At 65.3% G+C, this 17,377-nt stretch carries 22 protein-coding genes; 9 read left to right on the top strand and 13 right to left on the bottom strand.

What is annotated here, in order from left to right; all coding sequences use genetic code 11:
- Positions 1-373 precede the first annotated feature (373 nt).
- The 3 genes from proC to VRZ08_RS24625 form a co-directional block, all read right to left on the bottom strand.
- Positions 374-1,207 carry a pyrroline-5-carboxylate reductase gene (gene proC / locus VRZ08_RS24615; RefSeq protein WP_414534207.1) on the bottom strand — a complete coding sequence of 278 codons (834 nt, stop codon included), beginning with the start codon at positions 1,205-1,207 and terminating at the stop codon, positions 374-376.
- Between the two features lie 96 nt (positions 1,208-1,303).
- Positions 1,304-1,732: a GNAT family N-acetyltransferase gene (locus tag VRZ08_RS24620; protein ID WP_164571675.1), complete on the bottom strand. Its 429-nt coding sequence runs from the start codon at positions 1,730-1,732 to the stop codon at positions 1,304-1,306.
- Positions 1,729-2,229: a YbjN domain-containing protein gene (locus tag VRZ08_RS24625; RefSeq protein ID WP_107345938.1), complete on the bottom strand. Its 501-nt coding sequence runs from the start codon at positions 2,227-2,229 to the stop codon at positions 1,729-1,731. Before VRZ08_RS24625 ends, VRZ08_RS24620 begins: the two co-directional genes overlap by 4 nt.
- A 354-nt stretch (positions 2,230-2,583) precedes the next feature.
- On the opposite strand from VRZ08_RS24625, the gene VRZ08_RS24630 reads away from it, so the two are divergent.
- Positions 2,584-3,117, top strand: a complete 534-nt coding sequence (locus tag VRZ08_RS24630) for a 6,7-dimethyl-8-ribityllumazine synthase (RefSeq protein WP_264074603.1) — start codon at positions 2,584-2,586, stop codon at positions 3,115-3,117.
- Between the two features lie 233 nt (positions 3,118-3,350).
- On the opposite strand, the gene VRZ08_RS24635 is transcribed toward VRZ08_RS24630, so the two are convergent.
- The 6 genes from VRZ08_RS24635 to VRZ08_RS24660 all read right to left on the bottom strand — a co-directional run bounded on the left by VRZ08_RS24635 (position 3,351) and on the right by VRZ08_RS24660 (position 8,323).
- Positions 3,351-4,304, bottom strand: a complete 954-nt coding sequence (locus VRZ08_RS24635; RefSeq protein ID WP_107345936.1) for a ribose-phosphate pyrophosphokinase — start codon at positions 4,302-4,304, stop codon at positions 3,351-3,353.
- Positions 4,305-4,472: 168 nt separating this feature from the next.
- The gene (locus VRZ08_RS24640; RefSeq protein ID WP_414534208.1) at positions 4,473-5,075 is read right to left on the bottom strand and encodes a hypothetical protein; all 603 of its coding nucleotides are present in this window, start codon (positions 5,073-5,075) and stop codon (positions 4,473-4,475) included.
- Positions 5,076-5,307: 232 nt separating this feature from the next.
- A complete protein-coding gene (gene pgeF / locus VRZ08_RS24645) occupies positions 5,308-6,081 on the bottom strand; it encodes a peptidoglycan editing factor PgeF (RefSeq protein WP_414534209.1) in 774 nt (257 codons plus the stop codon).
- Entirely contained in the window at positions 6,078-7,217 is a 1,140-nt protein-coding gene (locus VRZ08_RS24650; RefSeq protein ID WP_414534210.1) for a class I SAM-dependent methyltransferase, read from the bottom strand. The genes pgeF and VRZ08_RS24650 overlap by 4 nt, the downstream gene beginning before the upstream one ends.
- Positions 7,214-8,077, bottom strand: a complete 864-nt coding sequence (gene lgt, locus VRZ08_RS24655) for a prolipoprotein diacylglyceryl transferase (RefSeq protein ID WP_414534211.1) — start codon at positions 8,075-8,077, stop codon at positions 7,214-7,216. The genes VRZ08_RS24650 and lgt overlap by 4 nt, the downstream gene beginning before the upstream one ends.
- Positions 8,078-8,089: 12 nt before the next feature.
- Positions 8,090-8,323: a hypothetical protein gene (locus VRZ08_RS24660; protein ID WP_107356894.1), complete on the bottom strand. Its 234-nt coding sequence runs from the start codon at positions 8,321-8,323 to the stop codon at positions 8,090-8,092.
- On the opposite strand from VRZ08_RS24660, the gene VRZ08_RS24665 reads away from it, so the two are divergent.
- From VRZ08_RS24665 to ychF, 4 genes are all read left to right on the top strand, one after another.
- Positions 8,322-8,600 carry an accessory factor UbiK family protein gene (locus VRZ08_RS24665; protein ID WP_011159891.1) on the top strand — a complete coding sequence of 93 codons (279 nt, stop codon included), beginning with the start codon at positions 8,322-8,324 and terminating at the stop codon, positions 8,598-8,600. The two genes, VRZ08_RS24660 and VRZ08_RS24665, sit on opposite strands and share 2 nt — an antisense overlap.
- Positions 8,601-8,899: 299 nt before the next feature.
- The gene (locus VRZ08_RS24670) at positions 8,900-9,592 is read left to right on the top strand and encodes a 50S ribosomal protein L25/general stress protein Ctc (protein WP_107345931.1); all 693 of its coding nucleotides are present in this window, start codon (positions 8,900-8,902) and stop codon (positions 9,590-9,592) included.
- A gap of 21 nt (positions 9,593-9,613) precedes the next feature.
- The gene (pth, locus tag VRZ08_RS24675; protein WP_107356892.1) at positions 9,614-10,231 is read left to right on the top strand and encodes an aminoacyl-tRNA hydrolase; all 618 of its coding nucleotides are present in this window, start codon (positions 9,614-9,616) and stop codon (positions 10,229-10,231) included.
- A 124-nt stretch (positions 10,232-10,355) separates the two neighbouring features.
- Complete coding sequence (ychF, locus tag VRZ08_RS24680; protein ID WP_107345929.1) at positions 10,356-11,453, top strand: redox-regulated ATPase YchF; 1,098 nt, start codon at positions 10,356-10,358, stop codon at positions 11,451-11,453.
- Between the two features lie 208 nt (positions 11,454-11,661).
- Here the strand turns inward: ychF and VRZ08_RS24685 are convergent, their stop codons facing one another.
- Positions 11,662-11,955: a DUF4282 domain-containing protein gene (locus VRZ08_RS24685; RefSeq protein WP_011159887.1), complete on the bottom strand. Its 294-nt coding sequence runs from the start codon at positions 11,953-11,955 to the stop codon at positions 11,662-11,664.
- An 85-nt stretch (positions 11,956-12,040) separates the two neighbouring features.
- Between VRZ08_RS24685 and VRZ08_RS24690 the strand changes: the two genes are divergently transcribed.
- The 3 genes from VRZ08_RS24690 (at position 12,041) to VRZ08_RS24700 (ending at position 13,306) form a co-directional block, all read left to right on the top strand.
- The gene (locus VRZ08_RS24690; protein WP_107356890.1) at positions 12,041-12,520 is read left to right on the top strand and encodes a MaoC family dehydratase; all 480 of its coding nucleotides are present in this window, start codon (positions 12,041-12,043) and stop codon (positions 12,518-12,520) included.
- Positions 12,521-12,528: 8 nt separating this feature from the next.
- Entirely contained in the window at positions 12,529-13,011 is a 483-nt protein-coding gene (locus VRZ08_RS24695; RefSeq protein WP_107345927.1) for a MaoC family dehydratase, read from the top strand.
- Positions 13,012-13,159: 148 nt separating this feature from the next.
- Positions 13,160-13,306, top strand: a complete 147-nt coding sequence (locus VRZ08_RS24700) for a hypothetical protein (RefSeq protein ID WP_199851768.1) — start codon at positions 13,160-13,162, stop codon at positions 13,304-13,306.
- A 143-nt stretch (positions 13,307-13,449) separates the two neighbouring features.
- Here the strand turns inward: VRZ08_RS24700 and VRZ08_RS24705 are convergent, their stop codons facing one another.
- From VRZ08_RS24705 to VRZ08_RS24715, 3 genes are all read right to left on the bottom strand, one after another.
- The gene (locus VRZ08_RS24705) at positions 13,450-13,890 is read right to left on the bottom strand and encodes a hypothetical protein (RefSeq protein ID WP_107345926.1); all 441 of its coding nucleotides are present in this window, start codon (positions 13,888-13,890) and stop codon (positions 13,450-13,452) included.
- Between the two features lie 207 nt (positions 13,891-14,097).
- Complete coding sequence (locus tag VRZ08_RS24710) at positions 14,098-14,529, bottom strand: nuclear transport factor 2 family protein (protein WP_107356889.1); 432 nt, start codon at positions 14,527-14,529, stop codon at positions 14,098-14,100.
- A 484-nt stretch (positions 14,530-15,013) separates the two neighbouring features.
- Positions 15,014-15,469, bottom strand: a complete 456-nt coding sequence (locus VRZ08_RS24715) for a hypothetical protein (protein ID WP_414534212.1) — start codon at positions 15,467-15,469, stop codon at positions 15,014-15,016.
- 213 nt (positions 15,470-15,682) lie between these two features.
- Between VRZ08_RS24715 and VRZ08_RS24720 the strand changes: the two genes are divergently transcribed.
- Entirely contained in the window at positions 15,683-16,936 is a 1,254-nt protein-coding gene (locus VRZ08_RS24720) for an acetyl-CoA C-acetyltransferase (protein WP_414534213.1), read from the top strand.
- Positions 16,937-17,377: the final 441 nt, after the last annotated feature.

Consider the following 17,377-nt stretch of genomic DNA (forward strand, 5'->3'; position numbering starts at 1 on the left):
CAGCCGCCATCCGCTGACCAATCTCCGGCCACGGCGGCCGAAACCGCCGCTCGCAGCCAAATCGCATCACGCCATCACCCCTCCAGCTGCCAACTCGCCAAATCAACGAGTTTCGCAGAGGTCTCGCGTATGCGGGTGATCAAGTATTGCAGGACGGCTGTTGTAACTAACCGGCGTTCCGGAATACTAGGTCGCCCGGTCAAGCCGGGCGATGACGTGGGTGTGTGGGGCGACGCCGCCAACCGAAGATAGTCATCGCCGGGCTCGACCCGGCGATCCATCCTCTTCGTGAAATGTGCAGAGCATTATCTCGGCGCGCTTGCGCGCGCGATGGATGCGCGGGTCGAGCCCGCGCATGACGTCGGTATTCTGCCTACTTCGCCAGTTCCTTCGACCGCTTCGTTGCCGCCGCCACCGCACGGGTCAGCAGCGGGCGGAAGCCGTCGTCCGCCATCAGCACTTCGAGCGCCGCGGCGGTGGTGCCGCCGGGGGAGGTGACGTTCTTGCGCAGCGTGGCGGCATCGAGGTCGGAGCGGTGCAGCAGCTCGCCGGAGCCGGCGACGGTAGCGCGAGCGAGCGTCATCGCGAGGCCTTCGGGCAGGCCGGCTTCGACGCCGGCGCGGGCGAGTTCTTCGGCCAGCAGGAACACGTAGGCCGGGCCCGAGCCGGACACCGCCGTTACGGCATCGATCAGGGCTTCGTCGTCGACCCATTCGACGCCGCCGGTGGCGCTCAGCAGCGCATCGGCAATGCTGCGCTGCGCGGGGGTGACGTTTCCGGCTGCCACCGCAACGGTGATACCACGGCCGATCGCGGCCGGCGTATTCGGCATCGCGCGGACGACGTGGCCGCCGAGCTGCTCGGAGAGCGCAGCGATCGGCTTGCCGGCCATGATCGACACCACCAGGGTCGAGGGCCCGACGTAGCCGCGCAGCGCGGCGGCGGCTTCGGCGAACATCTGCGGTTTGACCGCGACCACCAACGTCGAGACCGCGCCGACATCGCCGGCGCTGGCATTGAGGCGGACGCCGCGCGCGCTCAGCGCGGCGATTTCGTCGGTCGGATGCGGCTCGATCACCACGACGTCGCCGCCGTCCAGCCCCTGCGCCAGCCATCCGGTGAGCAGCGCACCGCCCATCTTGCCGGCGCCGGCGAGAACCACGGTGCCGCCGAGCTGTTGCAGGGGAGATTGAGCAGAGCTGGTCATCGCAAAAATCCATCCGCGCCGCGACGGCGGCGTGTTCTAGCCGGGTTTTATTGGATGCTCGCAGGGGTCACAAGCGCTGTGCCCCGCGCGCAGCGATCAGAAGGTCTTCATGAAGAACAGGCGCTGCGATCCGCGCGGGTGATCGGCGATGCGGCCGAACTCCTGATAGCCGTGCTTGCGGTAGAAGTCCGGCGCCTGAAACTGATAGGTATCGAGCCACACCCCGGCGCAGCCGCGGTCCTTGGCGATCTGCTCAGCGCGGCTCAGCAGCTCGGTGCCGAGCCCGCTACGACGCGCCGTCTCCGGAACGGCGAGGAATTCGACGAACAGCCAGTCGTAGATGATCCGGCCCCACAGTCCGCCGGTGGTCTCGCCAGTGTCGGGGTCTTCGACCACGAGACAGACTTGCTGAAAGCCCGACGGCCCGCCCGCCTTCTCATTGTGGGTGATCAGCGCGCGCAGGATCGCGGCGCGGTCGAGCTCGGAGGCGCCGTCGCGAACGACGATGCGGGGCGCCTGGCTCACGCCTCGCCCTGAGTGTCGAACATCGCCGCGCTCATCGCTTCGGCGGCGGTCTTGCCGGCCCACACCGTGAACTGGATCGCCGGGTAGTAACGCTCACAGGCGTGGATCGCGCTGATCAGCATGGTCTCGCACTGCGCTTCGGTGGCGGCCAGCCCGCCCGGCAGAACCAGCGCCTGGCGGTACATCACGGTGCCGGTGTGATTCCACACGTCGAAATGTCCAACCCAGAGCTGTTCGTTGATCGCCGCGATCAGCCGCAGCGTTTCGTTGCGCCGCGCCGCCGGCACTTTCATGTCGAACGCGCAGGCCAGATGCAGCGCTTCGATCTCGTTCATCCAGGTGAACGACAGCGTGTAGTCGGTCCACTGGCCCTTGGCGACGATGGTGATTTCATCCTCGCCGGAACGCTCGAAGGCGAGGTCGTTCGATGCCGCGATGTCTTCGACGACCGCGAGCGGATTATTTCGTGAATCGATGATGCCTTCGAGCAAGGGCATGCCGTCTCGACCTTACGTTGGAATATGCTGATACGCATGAGGCAGGCCGGTACGCGCCTGTACCTGTGCTCGCGTCGGAAGGATTAGTCCGGACGAACCGAGGTTGCAGGGATGAAATGATGTGATTTGCGGAATCGGCGCAATCCCGGGCTTCGCCAATTCCACAACCAAAGAGTAACCCTCCACAGCGGAGCGAGCGGCGCGAGAACAAAACGGAATCGGATTCGCGTTAGCCGAGTCCGGGGCGCGGAATTCGCTCCACACGAGTCTTTCGCCGCATGGTCAACCTTTGATTCAGGGGCGGCCGCTGGTAGCCTGAGCCGACCTTTAGATGACAGCCCAGTGAGCCCACCGATGACCGAAACCGTGACCGATCCTGCCGAGACTGCGCCGCCGCCGGCCGAGCGGTCGTATCCGCGCTTCGCCAAGCCGCAGCGCGTCGCCTTCGTGCAGTCGTCGTGGCATCGCGACGTGGTCGCCGGCTGCTGGGAGTCGTTCGTGCGCGAGATCGTCGAGCGCGGTATCGTCGCCTCGCAGGTCGACCTGTTCGAAGTGCCGGGCTCGTTCGAGATTCCGCTGCACGTGCAGATGCTGGCGAAGACCCGGCGCTACACCGCCATCGTCGCCGCCGGCCTCGTGGTCGACGACGGTCTCACCGGCTTTGTCGCCCAGACGGTGATCCAGGCGCTGATGGACGTGCAGCTCAAGACCGAGGTGCCGGTGTTCTCCGCGGTGGCGACGCCGCACAGCTTCGAGCGCGGCGAGTCGGACACCGAGCACTTCCAGCGGCACTTCGCCGCCAAGGGCGCCGAAGTCGCCCACGCCTGCGCCGACACCCTGCTCAGCCTCGAACGCCTGCGCGGCCAGGTCGCGGCGGGGATCGTGTAGTTGCGGGATCGTGTGGTCGAATGACTCCGTCATTCCGGGGCGCGAGCGAAGCTCGCGAACCCGGAATCCGGAGATTGTTGAAAGCCTGCTGGTGCCTCGAACGTCGAGATTCCGGGTTCGCTCACTTCGTGAGCGCCCCGGAATGACGCACAGAGAGGCTGACGATTGCGTCGCGCCCCGGAATGACAAAAGAGAGGCTGATTGCGTCGAATGACGACGGAGGTCAGGGAAACTTAGTCGAACAGGCTCGACACCGACTCTTCCGCCGCGGTGCGGCCGATCGCTTCGGCGATCAGGGACGCGATGGTGATGGTGCGGATGTTCGGCGCCTTGCAGACGCCTTCGGTGGCCTGGATCGAGTCGGTGATCACCAGCTCTTTGAGCTTGGAGTTGCTGATGCGGGCGCAGGCGCCGCCGGACAGCACGCCGTGGGTGATGTAGGCGGACACCGCGGTCGCGCCGTTCGCGAGCAGCGCTTCGGCGGCGTTCACCAGCGTGCCGCCGGAGTCGACGATGTCGTCGAGCAGGATGCAGGTGTAGCCGGCGACGTCGCCGATCACGTTCATCACTTCGGACTCACCGGCGCGCTCGCGGCGCTTGTCGATGATCGCCAGCGGGGTGTTGAGGCGTTTGGCGAGGCCGCGGGCGCGGACCACGCCGCCGACGTCGGGCGACACCACCATCACCTTCGACAGGTCGAAGCGCTCCTTGATGTCGCGCACCATCACCGGCGAGGCGTAGAGGTTGTCGGTCGGGATGTCGAAGAAGCCCTGGATCTGGCCGGCGTGCAGATCCAGCGTCATCACCCTGTCGACACCGGCATGGGTGATCAGGTTGGCGACCAGCTTGGCTGAGATCGGCGAGCGCGAGCCGACCTTACGGTCCTGGCGGGCGTAGCCGAAATACGGGATCACCGCGGTGATACGGCGCGCCGAGGCACGGCGCAGCGCGTCGGTGATGATCAGAAGTTCCATCAGGTGGTCGTTGGCCGGAAACGACGTCGACTGGATGATGAAGACGTCCGAGCCGCGGACGTTCTCCTGGATCTCGACGAAGACTTCGTTGTCTGCGAAGCGGCGGACGCTCGCTTTGGTGAGCGGCATCTTCAGCCATTCGGCGATGTCGCGCGCCAGAGCCGGGTTGGAATTGCCGGCGACCAGTTTGACCGATCCGTTCTTGCCCGACATCGACGCGTCCCCCCTCGGCGCGGTGGATACTACGTTCAGCATATCGGTTGACTCGCGAAATCGGACTGTTTTGCGAGCGAGGTGATACCAGCCGGTCGCCAGCGATGGCAACCCGTTGTGACGGTTTTCCGGTGCGGATTCGACCTATGTAGCGTGCAATTGCAGCAATCAGCGTGCAGCGAAACTCAGGGCTGCAGAGGGCGCATCGCTGCTCGCGGCCGGTGCCGGCTCCGCGCTTGCGATCGCCGGGCCGCGCTCGGCCGGGGCTGCGGCGGGTGCGGTGTCGGCAGGTAACCCGCCGTTCACCAAGCCGCTCATCCCGGTTAAGCCGGCTTGCGCGATCCGGCGCAGCACGACGTCATCGGCCTGCTGCCAGGCATCGCGGCCGTTGCCGGCCGGTTCCTCGCCCGACAGCCGCAACGTGCGCTGCTGGTTGCGATCGTACACGTCCCACACCCAGGCGATATTGGTGCGGTTGCCGCGGACCTGCGCCGACAGATAGCTGCGGACGCGATACGCCGCGCCACCTTCGCGCGACACCACCGGGATTTGGCGCAGCTTGGATTCGCTGTCGAGCACCGCGACCATGCGGTCGAACACCTGCGGCGGCGGGCCGTCGATGGATTCGAACGCGACGCCACTGCCGCCAGCCGAGGCCATCGGGCCGGTGCCGCCTTGGGTAACGCAGCCGGCGAGGCCGGTCAGCAAAGTGAGCAGGAGGGCGGTGCGCGTGGTGCGCGTGGCAATCTGGCGGGGCAGGCGAGCCAACATGCAGGGTCCCGTCGAAAGCGCGGCGCAGCGGCCGCCGAACGACGGAAGCGATATCGTTAAAATGCATTAAGGTCTAGGGCGGGGCGAGTACCAGGTTAATCCTTTGCAGGCTGCCAAATTCAATTTCTCTAAAATTTTCAGAATATTAGGTGGATCGGCGTCGCCTCGGGCGTAAACGAACGTGGTTAATTCCCGTTCATTTTTGGCAGCCCTGGCGAAGCTTTGACGGGTCTCAGGCGTCCGGGGCGAGCACGATGGCGTGGACGTGGCGGCCGTAGTCCGGCTCGCTCCGATGGGTGGTGCGGCGATAAGAGAAGAACCGCTCGTCCGGATAAGTGTCGATGCCGAGGTCGTCGATCATGCCGACGCCGGCGGCCTCGAGCCGCATCCGGATGAAGCCGCCGAGATCGAACATCGCGTGGCCGGGCCGCTCCGCTGTAGTGAAGAAGGCCGCATAGGCCGGGTTAGCAGCGGTGAAGCGGGCGACGAACTCGTCGCCAACTTCATAAGAAGGCTGCCGGATCAGCGGACCGATCGCCGCGACCACGCGGCTGCGCTGGGCGCCGAGCCGCTCCATCTCGTCCAGCGTGGATTCCAGCACACCGGTCAGCGCGCCCTTCCAGCCGGCATGGGCGGCGCCGATCACCTGCGCGGTCGGGTCGGCGAACAGGATCGGGCCGCAATCGGCCGTGGTGACGCCGATCGCCAGACCCGGCGTGCGGGTGACGATGGCGTCCGCCTTCGGCCGGCTCGCCTGGTCCCACGGCGCTTCGGCGACGGCGACGTCCGGCGAGTGCACCTGATAGACGGTGAGGAAACGCTCCGGCGTGACGCCGAGCGCTTCCGCCATCCGCCGCCGGTTCTCGGCGACCTTGGCCGGATCGTCGTTGGAGCCGATGCCGCCGTTCAGGCCGGCATAGATGCCGTCCGACACACCGCCCTCGCGGGTGAAAAACGCGTGGCGCAGGCCCGGCGCAGCGCTGAGCAGCGGCGAGGTGATGATCATCCGTGGGTCCCTTGCCGGCGCTCGGCTTCGCGGTCGGTGTCGTCGCTGAGCGCGACCAGCGTCTCGATCTTGGGATCGGACACACCGATCACCTTGAACATCGAGCCCATCGCGCCGCGGCCTTCGCCGGTCAGGCGCTGCAGCGCGCCGGCGATATCTTCGGACACCTGCGGCGTCGCCTTGGCCATCAGCGACAGCGCGCGCGTCTCGATGCCGAGCCGCTTCAGGAATGTGCCTTGCGTCACCGGGCCATGGGCGCGGGCGCCGACGCTCTCGGCGGCGCGGCCGAGTGCGTCGAAATCAACATGCGCGGTGAGGTCGGCGCGGCCGGGATGCTGCAGCGGATCGGCATAGCTGTGGCTGGCGATCGCCTGGAAGGTGTCGCCGACGTCGCTGCGCAGATGGCCGTAATCGATGATCAGCGCCGCACCGCCCTGGTCACGCACCCGGCTGGCGATCTTCAGGATCTCGGTATCGGGCCGCCATTCGAACACGGCGCCGGGGGGCGCCAGCCGCACCAGCGGCGGCAACAATGCCTCGAAGCCGCGGATCGGATCGGCGGCGACGCCGAACACCAACTCGCCGGATGCGCCGATCTCGATCACCCGTTCGTGCCAGCCGGTTTCGCGCTTGATCGCCTGATGGATCGGCAGCACGTCGAAATATTCGTTGGCGAGGATGACCGCAGGGCCTTCCGGCACGTCATCGAGGCTGTCGTGCCAGTGGATGTTGCGGATGCCGGCCAGTAGGGTCTGCTGCTTCTGGCGCAGCACCGGGTTGATCTCGACCAGATGGATGCTGAGCGACTGGTACAGGACCGGCAGCACCCGCAGTGCGCGCAGTGCGTCCGCCATCAACGTGCCGCGGCCCGGGCCGATCTCGATCAGCCGCAGCGTCTCCGGCTCGTCGGCAGCCTTCCACACCGACGCCGACCACAGCCCGAGCAGTTCGCCGAACATCTGGCTGATCTCGGGCGAGGTGGTGAAGTCGCCTTCGCGCCCGAGCGGATCGCGGGTGACGTAATAACCGTGCTCGGGGTGGCCGAGGCACAATTCCATATAGCGCCACACCGGCATCGGGCCGGCGGCCTTGATCAGCCGCTTGATCTCGGTGGCGAGGGCCGTCTGGTCGATCATGAGGCTGTCTCGCTGGAAGGTGTCGTCGCCGCAGCGGGCGTGACGCGCCCACGCCGCCAGGTCGTGATCATTACGCCGATGCCGACGATCACCATCGGCACCGACAGCAGCATGCCCATCGTCATGCCGCCCCACAGGAAGCCGAGCTGCGGATCAGGCTCGCGGAAGAATTCGCCGGTGATGCGGGCGAGGCCATAGAAGGTGAGAAACGCACCGATGATCAGGCCGGGCCGCTTCAGGGCGCCGGCGCGGATCATCAGCGCCAGGATCACGAACAGCCCGATACCCTCGAGGCCAGCTTCATAGAGCTGGCTCGGATGCCGCGGCAGCGGGCCCGCATTGGGAAACACCATCGCCCACGGCACCGAGGCGTCGGCCGGGCGGCCCCACAATTCGCCGTTGATGAAGTTGGCGATGCGGCCGAGGAACAGCCCGATCGGGCCGACCGCGCAAGTGATGTCGCCGAGCGACAGGACCGGCACCTTGCGCTTCCACCCGAACAGCACGACCGCCAGCACGCAGCCCATGAAGCCGCCGTGGAACGACATGCCGCCTTTCCACAGCTCGAAGATCTCAGCCGGATGCCGGATGAAGAAGTCGAGATTGTAGAACAGCACGTAGCCGGTGCGGCCGCCGAGAATGATGCCGATGGTGATCCACAGGATGAAGTCGTCGAACGCTTCCAGCGAGATCGGCGACGGGCCGCCCCATAGCCGCTGTCGCTGCAGCAGCATCCGGGCATACAGCCAGCCGATGACGATGCCGGCGATGTAAGCCAGCGCGTACCAGCGGATCGCGAACGGACCGATCGCGACGGCCACCGGATCGAACACGGGAAAGGCGACGGCGAAGAATGGCATTGTTCGTTTGGCTTATCTCCAAAGCCCGCAACGGTACAGCGTCAATTGGCGCCGCGTGTCGTCCAGACCGATGCTTAAATCGACCTTGCGACGGGGGTGCGAACGTCGCAAGGAATGGCAAATCGGATCGGGCCGGCGCAGGTCCCGCCTGGCGGCCTTGAAGTAGGCCCGATCCATCGCCATTGTCACCGCCAATGCCCGTTTGGCTTGCAACCGCGCAAGACGCGCGACGGAGATCTCGACCATGACCCAGACCAACAACCGGCTTTTCGACGAGATCGGCCGCCTGATGAACGACGCTGCCGGTGCCGCCCAGGGCGTCAAGCGCGAGATCGACGGGGTGGTGCGCAGCCAGGCCGAGAAGATCCTGCGCGACCTCGATCTGGTGAAGCGCGAAGAGTTCGAGGCGTTCAAGGAAATGGTCCGCCTCACCCGCGAAGAGAACGAAGCCCTGAAGGCCCGGATCGCCGCGCTGGAAGCCCGCCAGGGTGGCGGCTCCGAGCCTCCGACCGCGCTGGCGTAACGCAACTCCTTTAGGACAACGACCGTCATGCCCGGGCTTGACCCGCCTGCGGGGCCGAAGCCCCTTCGGCGCGGCGAAGGCCCGAGCATCCATCATCTTGCGAACAGGATGGATTGCCGGGTCAAGCCCGGCAATGACCGTTCGAAGGGGCTTGGCTCCCCGATTTCCTTGTCATTTGCGGCCTTTGCGGCTAGAAACCGGCCACGTCCGCGGCCCCCGCACCCCTGGAGGCTTGCCGCGACGTGTGCAATGGGCCGCTTTGCGGCCTTTAACTTTTTACAGATCAAGGACTTAAGCAGATGACGAGCGTCTTGGAACTGAAGGCGACCGCACGTCCGAAGAGCGGCAAGGGGGCCGCCCGGGCTGAGCGTCGCGCCGGCCGCGTGCCCGGAGTGATCTACGGTGACAACCAATCCCCGCTGCCGATCTCGGTCGAAGAGAAAGAACTCCGCCTGCGGATTCTCGCCGGCCGGTTCCTGACCACGGTGTTCGACGTCGTCCTCGACGGCAAGAAGCATCGCGTCATTCCGCGCGACTATCACCTCGATCCGGTGAAGGACTTCCCGATCCACGTCGACTTCCTGCGGCTCGGTGCCGGCGCGACCATCCGCGTCAGCGTGCCGCTGCACCTGAAGGGCCTCGAAGTGGCCCCGGGCGTGAAGCGCGGCGGTACCTTCAACATCGTCACCCACACCGTCGAGCTCGAAGCCCCGGCCGAGAACATTCCGCAGTTCATCGAAGCCGACGTGTCGACCCTCGACATCGGCGTGTCGCTGCATCTGTCGGACATCGCGCTGCCGACCGGCGTCAAGTCGGTGTCGCGTGACGACGTCACGCTGGTCACCATCGTGCCGCCGTCGGGCTACAACGACGACAAGGCTGCGGCGGGTGCCGCACCTGCGGCCGCTGCTGCCCCGGCTGCTGCGGCGAAGGCTCCGGCTGCTGCCGCCAAGGCTCCGGCCGCGGCTGCTGCGCCGGCCAAGAAGAAGTAATCCGGCGCGGGGTTCCGCGTCATGCGGCTGTTCGTTGGGTTGGGCAATCCCGGGTCGAAGTACCAGGGCAACCGGCACAACATCGGCTTCATGGTCATCGACGAAATCGCGCGGCGTCATGGCTTCTCGCCATGGCGCCGTCGTTTTCAGGGCGAGACCGCAGACGGCGTGCTCGACGGCGAGCGCATTACACTGCTCAAGCCGCTCACCTACATGAACGAGTCCGGCCGCGCCGTGCAGGAAGCGACGAGCTTCTACAAGATCGGCCAGAGCGAGGTCGCCGTGTTTCACGACGAGATCGAACTGCCACCGGCGAAAGTTCGGGTGAAGGTCGGCGGCGGGATTGCCGGGCATAACGGCCTGCGCTCGATCTCGGCGCATATCGGCAACGATTATCTTCGCGTGCGGCTCGGCGTCGGCCATCCGGGCGCGAAGGAGCTGGTGCACAATCACGTGCTCGGCGATTTTGCCAAGAGCGAGCGGCCGTGGGTCGAGGCGCTGTGCGAGATCGCCGCCGACAACGCCGGCCTGATCGCCAAGGGTAAGGACGCCTCCTTCGCCAACAAGGTGCATCTGGCGATGCAGGCGAAGGGTTTCTACGACAACGACAAGGGCGAGCCGAAGGGCAGCAACAAGTAACAGCGTCATCGCCGGGCTTAACCCGGCGATCCATCTTCTCGCGAAGGAGATGGATACGCGGGTCAAGCCCGCGTATGACGCGGTACCTTAGTTGCGGCGTCGGCCTCGAACAGCAGGACATATCATGGGCTTCAAATGCGGGATCGTCGGTCTGCCGAACGTCGGCAAGTCGACGCTGTTCAATGCGCTGACCGAGACCGCGGCGGCGCAGGCGGCGAACTATCCGTTCTGCACCATCGAGCCGAATGTCGGCGAAGTGGCGGTGCCGGATCCGCGGCTCGATAAGCTGGCCGAGGTCGGCAAGTCGCAGCAGATCATCCCGACCCGGCTGACCTTCGTCGACATCGCGGGTCTGGTGAAGGGCGCCTCCAAGGGTGAAGGCCTCGGCAACCAGTTTCTCGCCACCATCCGCGAGGTCGATGCGATCGCGCATGTGGTGCGCTGCTTCGAAGACGGCGATATCACCCATGTCGAGGGCCGGGTCGCGCCGCTCGCCGATATCGAGACGATCGAGACCGAGCTGATGCTCGCCGATCTCGAGAGCCTGGAAAAGCGCGTCGACAACCTGACCAAGAAGGCCAAGGGCGGCGACAAGGATTCCAAGGAGCAGCTCGAACTGGTTACGCGCGCGCTGACGCTGCTGCGCGACGGCAAGCCGGCTCGCTTCCTCGAGCGCAAGCCCGAGGAGGAGCGTGCGTTCCGGATGCTCGGCCTGCTGACCTCCAAGCCGGTTCTGTACGTCTGCAACGTCGAGGAAGGCTCGGCCGCCGAAGGCAACAGCTTCTCCGAACAGGTGATGGCGCGCGCCAAGGAAGAGGGTGCGGTCGCGGTGGTGATCTCGGCGAAGATCGAATCCGAGATCGCGACGCTGTCGAAAGAGGAGCGCACCGACTTCCTCGACACGCTGGGCTTGCACGAAGCCGGTCTCGACCGGCTGATCCGCGCCGGCTATGAGCTGTTGCACCTGATCACGTACTTCACGGTCGGTCCGAAGGAAGCCCGCGCCTGGACCATCACCAAGGGCACCAAGGCGCCGCAGGCTGCGGCGGTGATCCACACCGACTTCGAGAAGGGCTTCATCCGCGCCGAGACCATCGCCTATGACGACTACATCCGTCTCGGCGGCGAAGCCGGCGCCCGCGACGGCGGCAAGCTCAGGCTGGAAGGCAAGGAATACGTCGTCGCCGACGGCGACGTGATGCACTTCAGGTTTAATACCTAAGGCTTAATGAAGCTTTTGAGTTCGTCATTCCGGGGCGCTCACGAAGTGAGCGAGCCCGGAATCCATACGCCCTGGCGGTGCGGTGACGCACGGCGGCAGTTGACGATCCTCACACAAGACAATCAGGCAAGGGGTTATGGATTCCGGGTTCGCGCTGCGCGCGCCCCGGAATGACGAAAGAGAGGGCGAGGGCGGCGCTCAGCAGGTGTCACCTGAATCCCTGCTGATCGCGGATCGCGCCGAGGTGTTCGTTGATGCGGAACACGATCAGCACGAACTCGGCGACGATGCGCGAGAACACGATCCCGACCAGAATCGAGGCGAGGCTGGACAGCACCAGGATGAAACCGCCGAACGGGCTCACCGCCATCGCCGCCAGCCCGGAAAACACGCCGGAAATGCCGAACAGCACGGTCAACGCGATCACCAGCCAGTAGAAGGTCTTGATGATGGTCGGCGTGATGAAGCGGTCCCATTGAAACAGGTCCCGAAAATTGAACATCGGTGGTCTCCCCCAACAAACCGAATGATGGGCTTGTGATCGACCGCAATAACGGCCACAATCGGGCCTCCCACCAGCAAATGCCATGACAACCCTGTTCTTCGAAAATTTCGCGCCCGGCCACTTCGGCCGCTATGGACCTCGCCGTGTGACGCGCGAGGAGATCATCGCTTTTGCTTCGGAATACGATCCGCAGCCGATGCATCTGGACGACCACGCCGCCAACGCCTCGATGCTGAAAGGCATGTCGGGGTCGGGCTGGCATCTGTCGTCGCTGATGATGCGGATGATGTACGACGGCTTCATCAAGGACACCGCGTCGCTCGGCTCGCCGGGCGTCGACGAGATGCGCTGGATGTCGCCGCTGCGCCCCGGCGACGATCTGCTGCTCGACGTCGAAGTCATCGAAGCACGGGTGTCGAAGAGCCGGCCCGAAACCGGGATCGTCACCTTCAAGTGCTACGTGCGCAACGGCCACGGCCAGATGCTGAGCGAGATGGTGTCGCCGATCATCGTCAAGCGCCGCGACGCGGACGCGACCAGCGCCGCCGGCAGCAACGGATAACGATCACCATGCGTTTCCTGGAAGACATGACGATCGGCGAACGCCGTGAGGTCGGTACGTTCACGTTCACGGCCGAGGCGATCAAGACGTTCGCGGCGCAGTTCGATCCGCAGCCGTTCCACCTCGACGAGGAGGCCGGCAAGAACTCGCTGTTCGGCGGCCTCGCTGCCTCCGGCTGGCACGTCGCCGCGGTGTGCATGAAGCTGATGGTGGCGGACGCGCAGCGGGAATCCGCCGAAGCTGCCAAGCGCGGCGAGCTGGTGGCGACCGGCGGTCCGTCCCCGGGTTTTCGCGAGCTGCGCTGGCTCAAGCCGGTGCTGGCTGGCGACACCATCACCTACTACAAGCAGGTCGAAAGTCTGCGGCCGTCTGATTCGCGGCCGCAGTGGGGAATCATGCAGGCCCGTAACACCGGGATCAATCAGCGCGGCGAGGTGGTGTTCTCGTTCCTTGCCACGGCGTTCGTGCCGCGCCGGCCGAACGCGGAGTGAACTGAGGCGAGGGGGACACAGCCGTTCGCATTTTAACCAAATGCGAGGCTTTTGACCGAGACGGCCCCGGAACGGCCGGGATATTAAGACGTTGTGAACCCTGCGAGCGTCACGGTCGACGAACGCAGGGCTGAGGGAATTGAAGACAATGGCTGACCAAGCTGGACTGAAATGGGTGGGCGTGATCTTCGCCACCGTGACGCTGGCGGTGATGATCACCACCGGAATGGTTGTGAAGGGTTACGCGGTGGGCTCCTACAGCCTCGACTCCGCGACCACGCTCTCCGACCGCTGAGCTTAAGGCTCGCGGCTGCCGGCGTCCCCGCCGGCCATCCTTTCTAAAATCCGAGATCGCACGCAAAAAAAAGCAGCCACCTCGCGATGGCTGCTTTTGCGTTTTCAAGCCGGTGATTGCCGGGCTCGCCCCGCAACGCCGGATCAGCCGTGACGCAGGGTCTCGGCGGCGCGCTTCCACTGCGCGACGTTATCGGCGATCATCCGGGTCGACTTCATCGCCGCCTGGCTGAGCTGCGCGTAGCTCGAGATCTCGCGCTGAACCCGCTGACCTTCGGCGTGCAGCAGGTCGCGCAGCGTCTCCAGTTCACCGATCAGGTTTTCGATCTCGCCGAGCGAGGTGCCGGCAACGCGCTGGATCAGCGAATTGACGTTGTTCACCGCGGCTTCGGCAGTGCCTTCGAGGCCGAGCGTCGCGGCCGGAGCGGCAGCGGTGTCAGTGGTCGAGGTCGTCGCCGAGGGACGGCGCAGATAGGCGATGTCGTTGCGGACGAAGTCGCGGATCCCGGCTTCGACCTCGGAAACGGCGGCGAGGTTCTCGTCGGTTTCGGTGGTCTCGATCTTCTCGGAAGGAATGGCGTTCATTCGGTTGGTCCCCTGTGTGAGCGTCACGCCGCGCGGGGATCCCCCGCACGTAATCTGCCGCCGCATGACTCCAGCGCAATTTGACCGCATCGCGGCCGTTCTGCGGCGCCGTCTCGGTGTTTCGGCGACAATCCTCAACGTCCCATTAACGACGCGCCTGCCAGCCTCAGGGGAGACGCCGGCAGCACCACAACTTGGACGATTGTCTCAGGCGATCTTGGGCAGATGGATCGGGCGGCCGAGCGCCTGTTCGACCAGGTCGAAGGTGTCGAGCACCATCCGCAGATTGGTCAGCCGGCCGCCGTGAAACTGCGTGAACAGCGCCATGCGCACGCTGATCGGCCGGTTAGTGCCGGCGGCGGTCAGCGAGTAGCGGACCATCGAAGCGGCGGAGTCGATCCCCAGCATCACCGACTCCCGGTGATAGCGATAGATCCGCACGCTGTCGGCGATCTGGCGGCAGACTTCGAGGACGGCTTCTTTGCCCTGGCGGGCGCCGAAGAACGGAAACATGTCGACCGGGCCGTAGATCGCCCAGTCGATATTGTCGTCGATGATGGTGGCGAGGTCTTCGGTCTGACGGTCGTTGAGGGCGCGATGCAATGCACGCGAGAACCGCCAGAGACTATGCTCTGTCATTGGCAATCCCGTTGGGAAAGGTTGATTGTCGATGCAAGCAGCGGCACCTGGCGACGCGGTGGTCGCCTTGCCCTTTGCAATTTGCTGCGCTGTGCGTTCCGATTAGTTACACTAAGAGCTAATTGCAATCGTCTTTTGTGCATTGCACAAATTTAGATTCGCAGGCTCAGAACGCCCGTTTGGCAGGCATTCAACGGGCTAAACCGCCATGGTTTTGCCGGCTTCTCTGCAGCTTTCGAGTAGTTGCGCCCGATATCGAGTAATCGCCCGGCGCGGGCCCGGAATAGTCCGGGGCGGATAGCGTACCGAGGCTGCAAACCTCAGCCAGGCGATACCGGCCGGTGAGCAGCACGGCGTATCAGCATCGCAGGATGGCGGCCCGTTGCGCCATCTGATTCGCGGATCGTGAGGAGACGCGGAGCGCAAGCCGCGGGCTTGGCGCGAGACGGGCGGACGAGCCGCCCATCTCAACAGCCGAGCTGGCTCAGCGCTTGGCCTTCTTGGCCGCCTTGGTCTTGGCGCCGGTCTTGGCCGGCTTGGTCTCGGCCTTGTCGGCCGCCGCCTTCGCCGGCTTCGGCTTGGCGGTCGCCTTGGGCTTGGCAGTGGTCTTGGACTTAGCCGTCGGCTTGGGCTTGTCGTCCGCCTTCGGCTTGGAAGCCGCTGCGGCGGCCGCTGCTGCATCTTCGGCCGCCTTGCGCATCGCGCGGGCGTAGGCATCGGCGGCGTTGTCGGCGGCGGTCTGCAGCCGCTTCGCCGCAGCCAGTCCCTGCTCGTAGGCGGCGGTCGCCAGCGCCTTGCCCTGTGCCTTGCCGCCGGCATCCTTGGCCTTGGCGGCGCGGGCCAGCAGCGCGTCGCGGCGCTTCTTCACCGCGGCGGTGAGCGCCTTGGTCTGCTGTTTTGCGAGCTGCCGGATGATCGCGTCGAGATCGGCCTCGGCCATGTTGGTAGTCCCCCAGAAGTGTCTTGTTGGCGCGCGACTATGCAGAGGCGCACCGCGGTTGGCAATTCGTCAGTTCCGCTGCGCGGCATAAGCCGGCGCGCGCCACAGATTGCATGGTGCGGCATCGCTGCCGCGGCTTGACTTCGCTCTCGTCTCGGACAATCTCGCCGCCAAGCCCCAACAAACCGCAAACAACATCGGGAGAAGAACAAGATGGCAGACGCCTACATCATCGACGCAGTCCGCACCCCCCGCGGCATCGGCAAAGTCGGAAAGGGCGCTCTCGCCGACATGCATCCCCAGCACCTCGCCGCCACCGTGCTGAAGGCGATCGCCGAACGTAACAAGCTCAACACCGCCGACGTCGACGACATCATCTGGTCGACCTCGACCCAGCGCGGCAAGCAGGGCGGCGACCTCGGCCGCATGGCCGCGCTCGACGCCGGCTACGACATCAAGGCTTCCGGCACCACGCTCGACCGCTTCTGCGGCGGCGGCATCACCGCGGTGAACTTCGCCGCGGCGCAGATCATGAGCGGCATGGAAGACGTGGTGATCGCCGGCGGCACCGAGATGATGTCGCTGACCGCGTCGATGGCCGCCGAGGACATGGCCGCCGGCAAGCCGCCGCTCGGCATGGGCTCGGGCAACGCCCGCCTCGCCAAGGTGCATCCGCAGTCGCACCAGGGCATCTGCGGCGACGCGATCGCCAGCATGGAAGGCATCAGCCGCGAGACCCTCGACGCGCTCGGTCTCGAAAGCCAGCGCCGCGCCGCGATTGCGATCAAGGAAGGCCGCTTCGACAAGAGCATCGTTCCGGTGGTCGACGACGAAGGCAAGGTCGTGCTGGCGAAGGACGAGTATCCGCGTCCCGAAACCACCGCCGAAGGCCTCGCCGCGCTGAAGCCTGCCTTCACCGCGATGGCCGACTATCCGCTCGACGACAAGGGCACCACCTATCGCAAGCTGATCAACCAGAAGTACCCGGACCTCGAGATCAAGCACATGCATCACGCCGGCAACTCCTCGGGCGTGGTCGACGGCGCCGCGGCGCTGCTGCTGACCTCGAAGGAATATGCCGAGAAGCACGGCCTGAAGCCGCGCGCCAAGATACTGGCGATGGCCAACATTGGTGACGATCCGACCCTGATGCTCAACGCCCCGGTCCCGGCCGCCAAGAAGGTGCTGCAGAAGGCCGGTCTCACCAAGGACGACATCGACCTCTGGGAGATCAACGAAGCCTTCGCGGTGGTCGCCGAGAAGTTCATGCGCGACCTCGACCTCGATCGATCCAAGGTCAACGTCAACGGCGGCGCGATCGCGCTGGGCCACCCGATCGGCGCCACCGGCGCGATCCTGGTCGGCACCGTGCTGGACGAACTCGAGCGCCGCAATCTCAAGCGCGGCCTGGTGACGATGTGCGCCGCCGGCGGCATGGCGCCTGCGATCATCATCGAGCGGGTGTGAGGCGAGAGGACGCGTAGCGATGGGTTGAGCGTCAGCGAAACCCATCAATCCCGCGCAGCACCGCTGAAGTCATCGAAAAGGGCGGCGCCACACGCGTCGCCCTTTTTGTTTGTCGTGCCGGTTTGGTCTTTGATGGTGACGAGGCACGCCGCGTTCCTGACGAAACCAGCCGATCCGCCGTCATTGCGAGGCGCGCAGCGACGAAGCAATCCAGGAGCCCCGTGCACGGAGCCCTGGATTGCTTCGCTGCGCTCGCAATGACGAGGAACTGCTCAGATCTGGTAGGATGGGTTGAACGTAGAACAAGAATTCGTAGGATGGGTTGAGCGAAGCGAAACCCATCATTCACGCGCGTGGAGTTCGATGGGTTTCGCTGCGCTCAACCCATCCTACGTGGCCCGATCGTCCCTATATGACGATCATGCCCACCAAATCCTCCCC

The organism is Rhodopseudomonas sp. G2_2311 (assembly GCF_047501505.1).
GTDB lineage: Bacteria > Pseudomonadota > Alphaproteobacteria > Rhizobiales > Xanthobacteraceae > Rhodopseudomonas > Rhodopseudomonas palustris_H.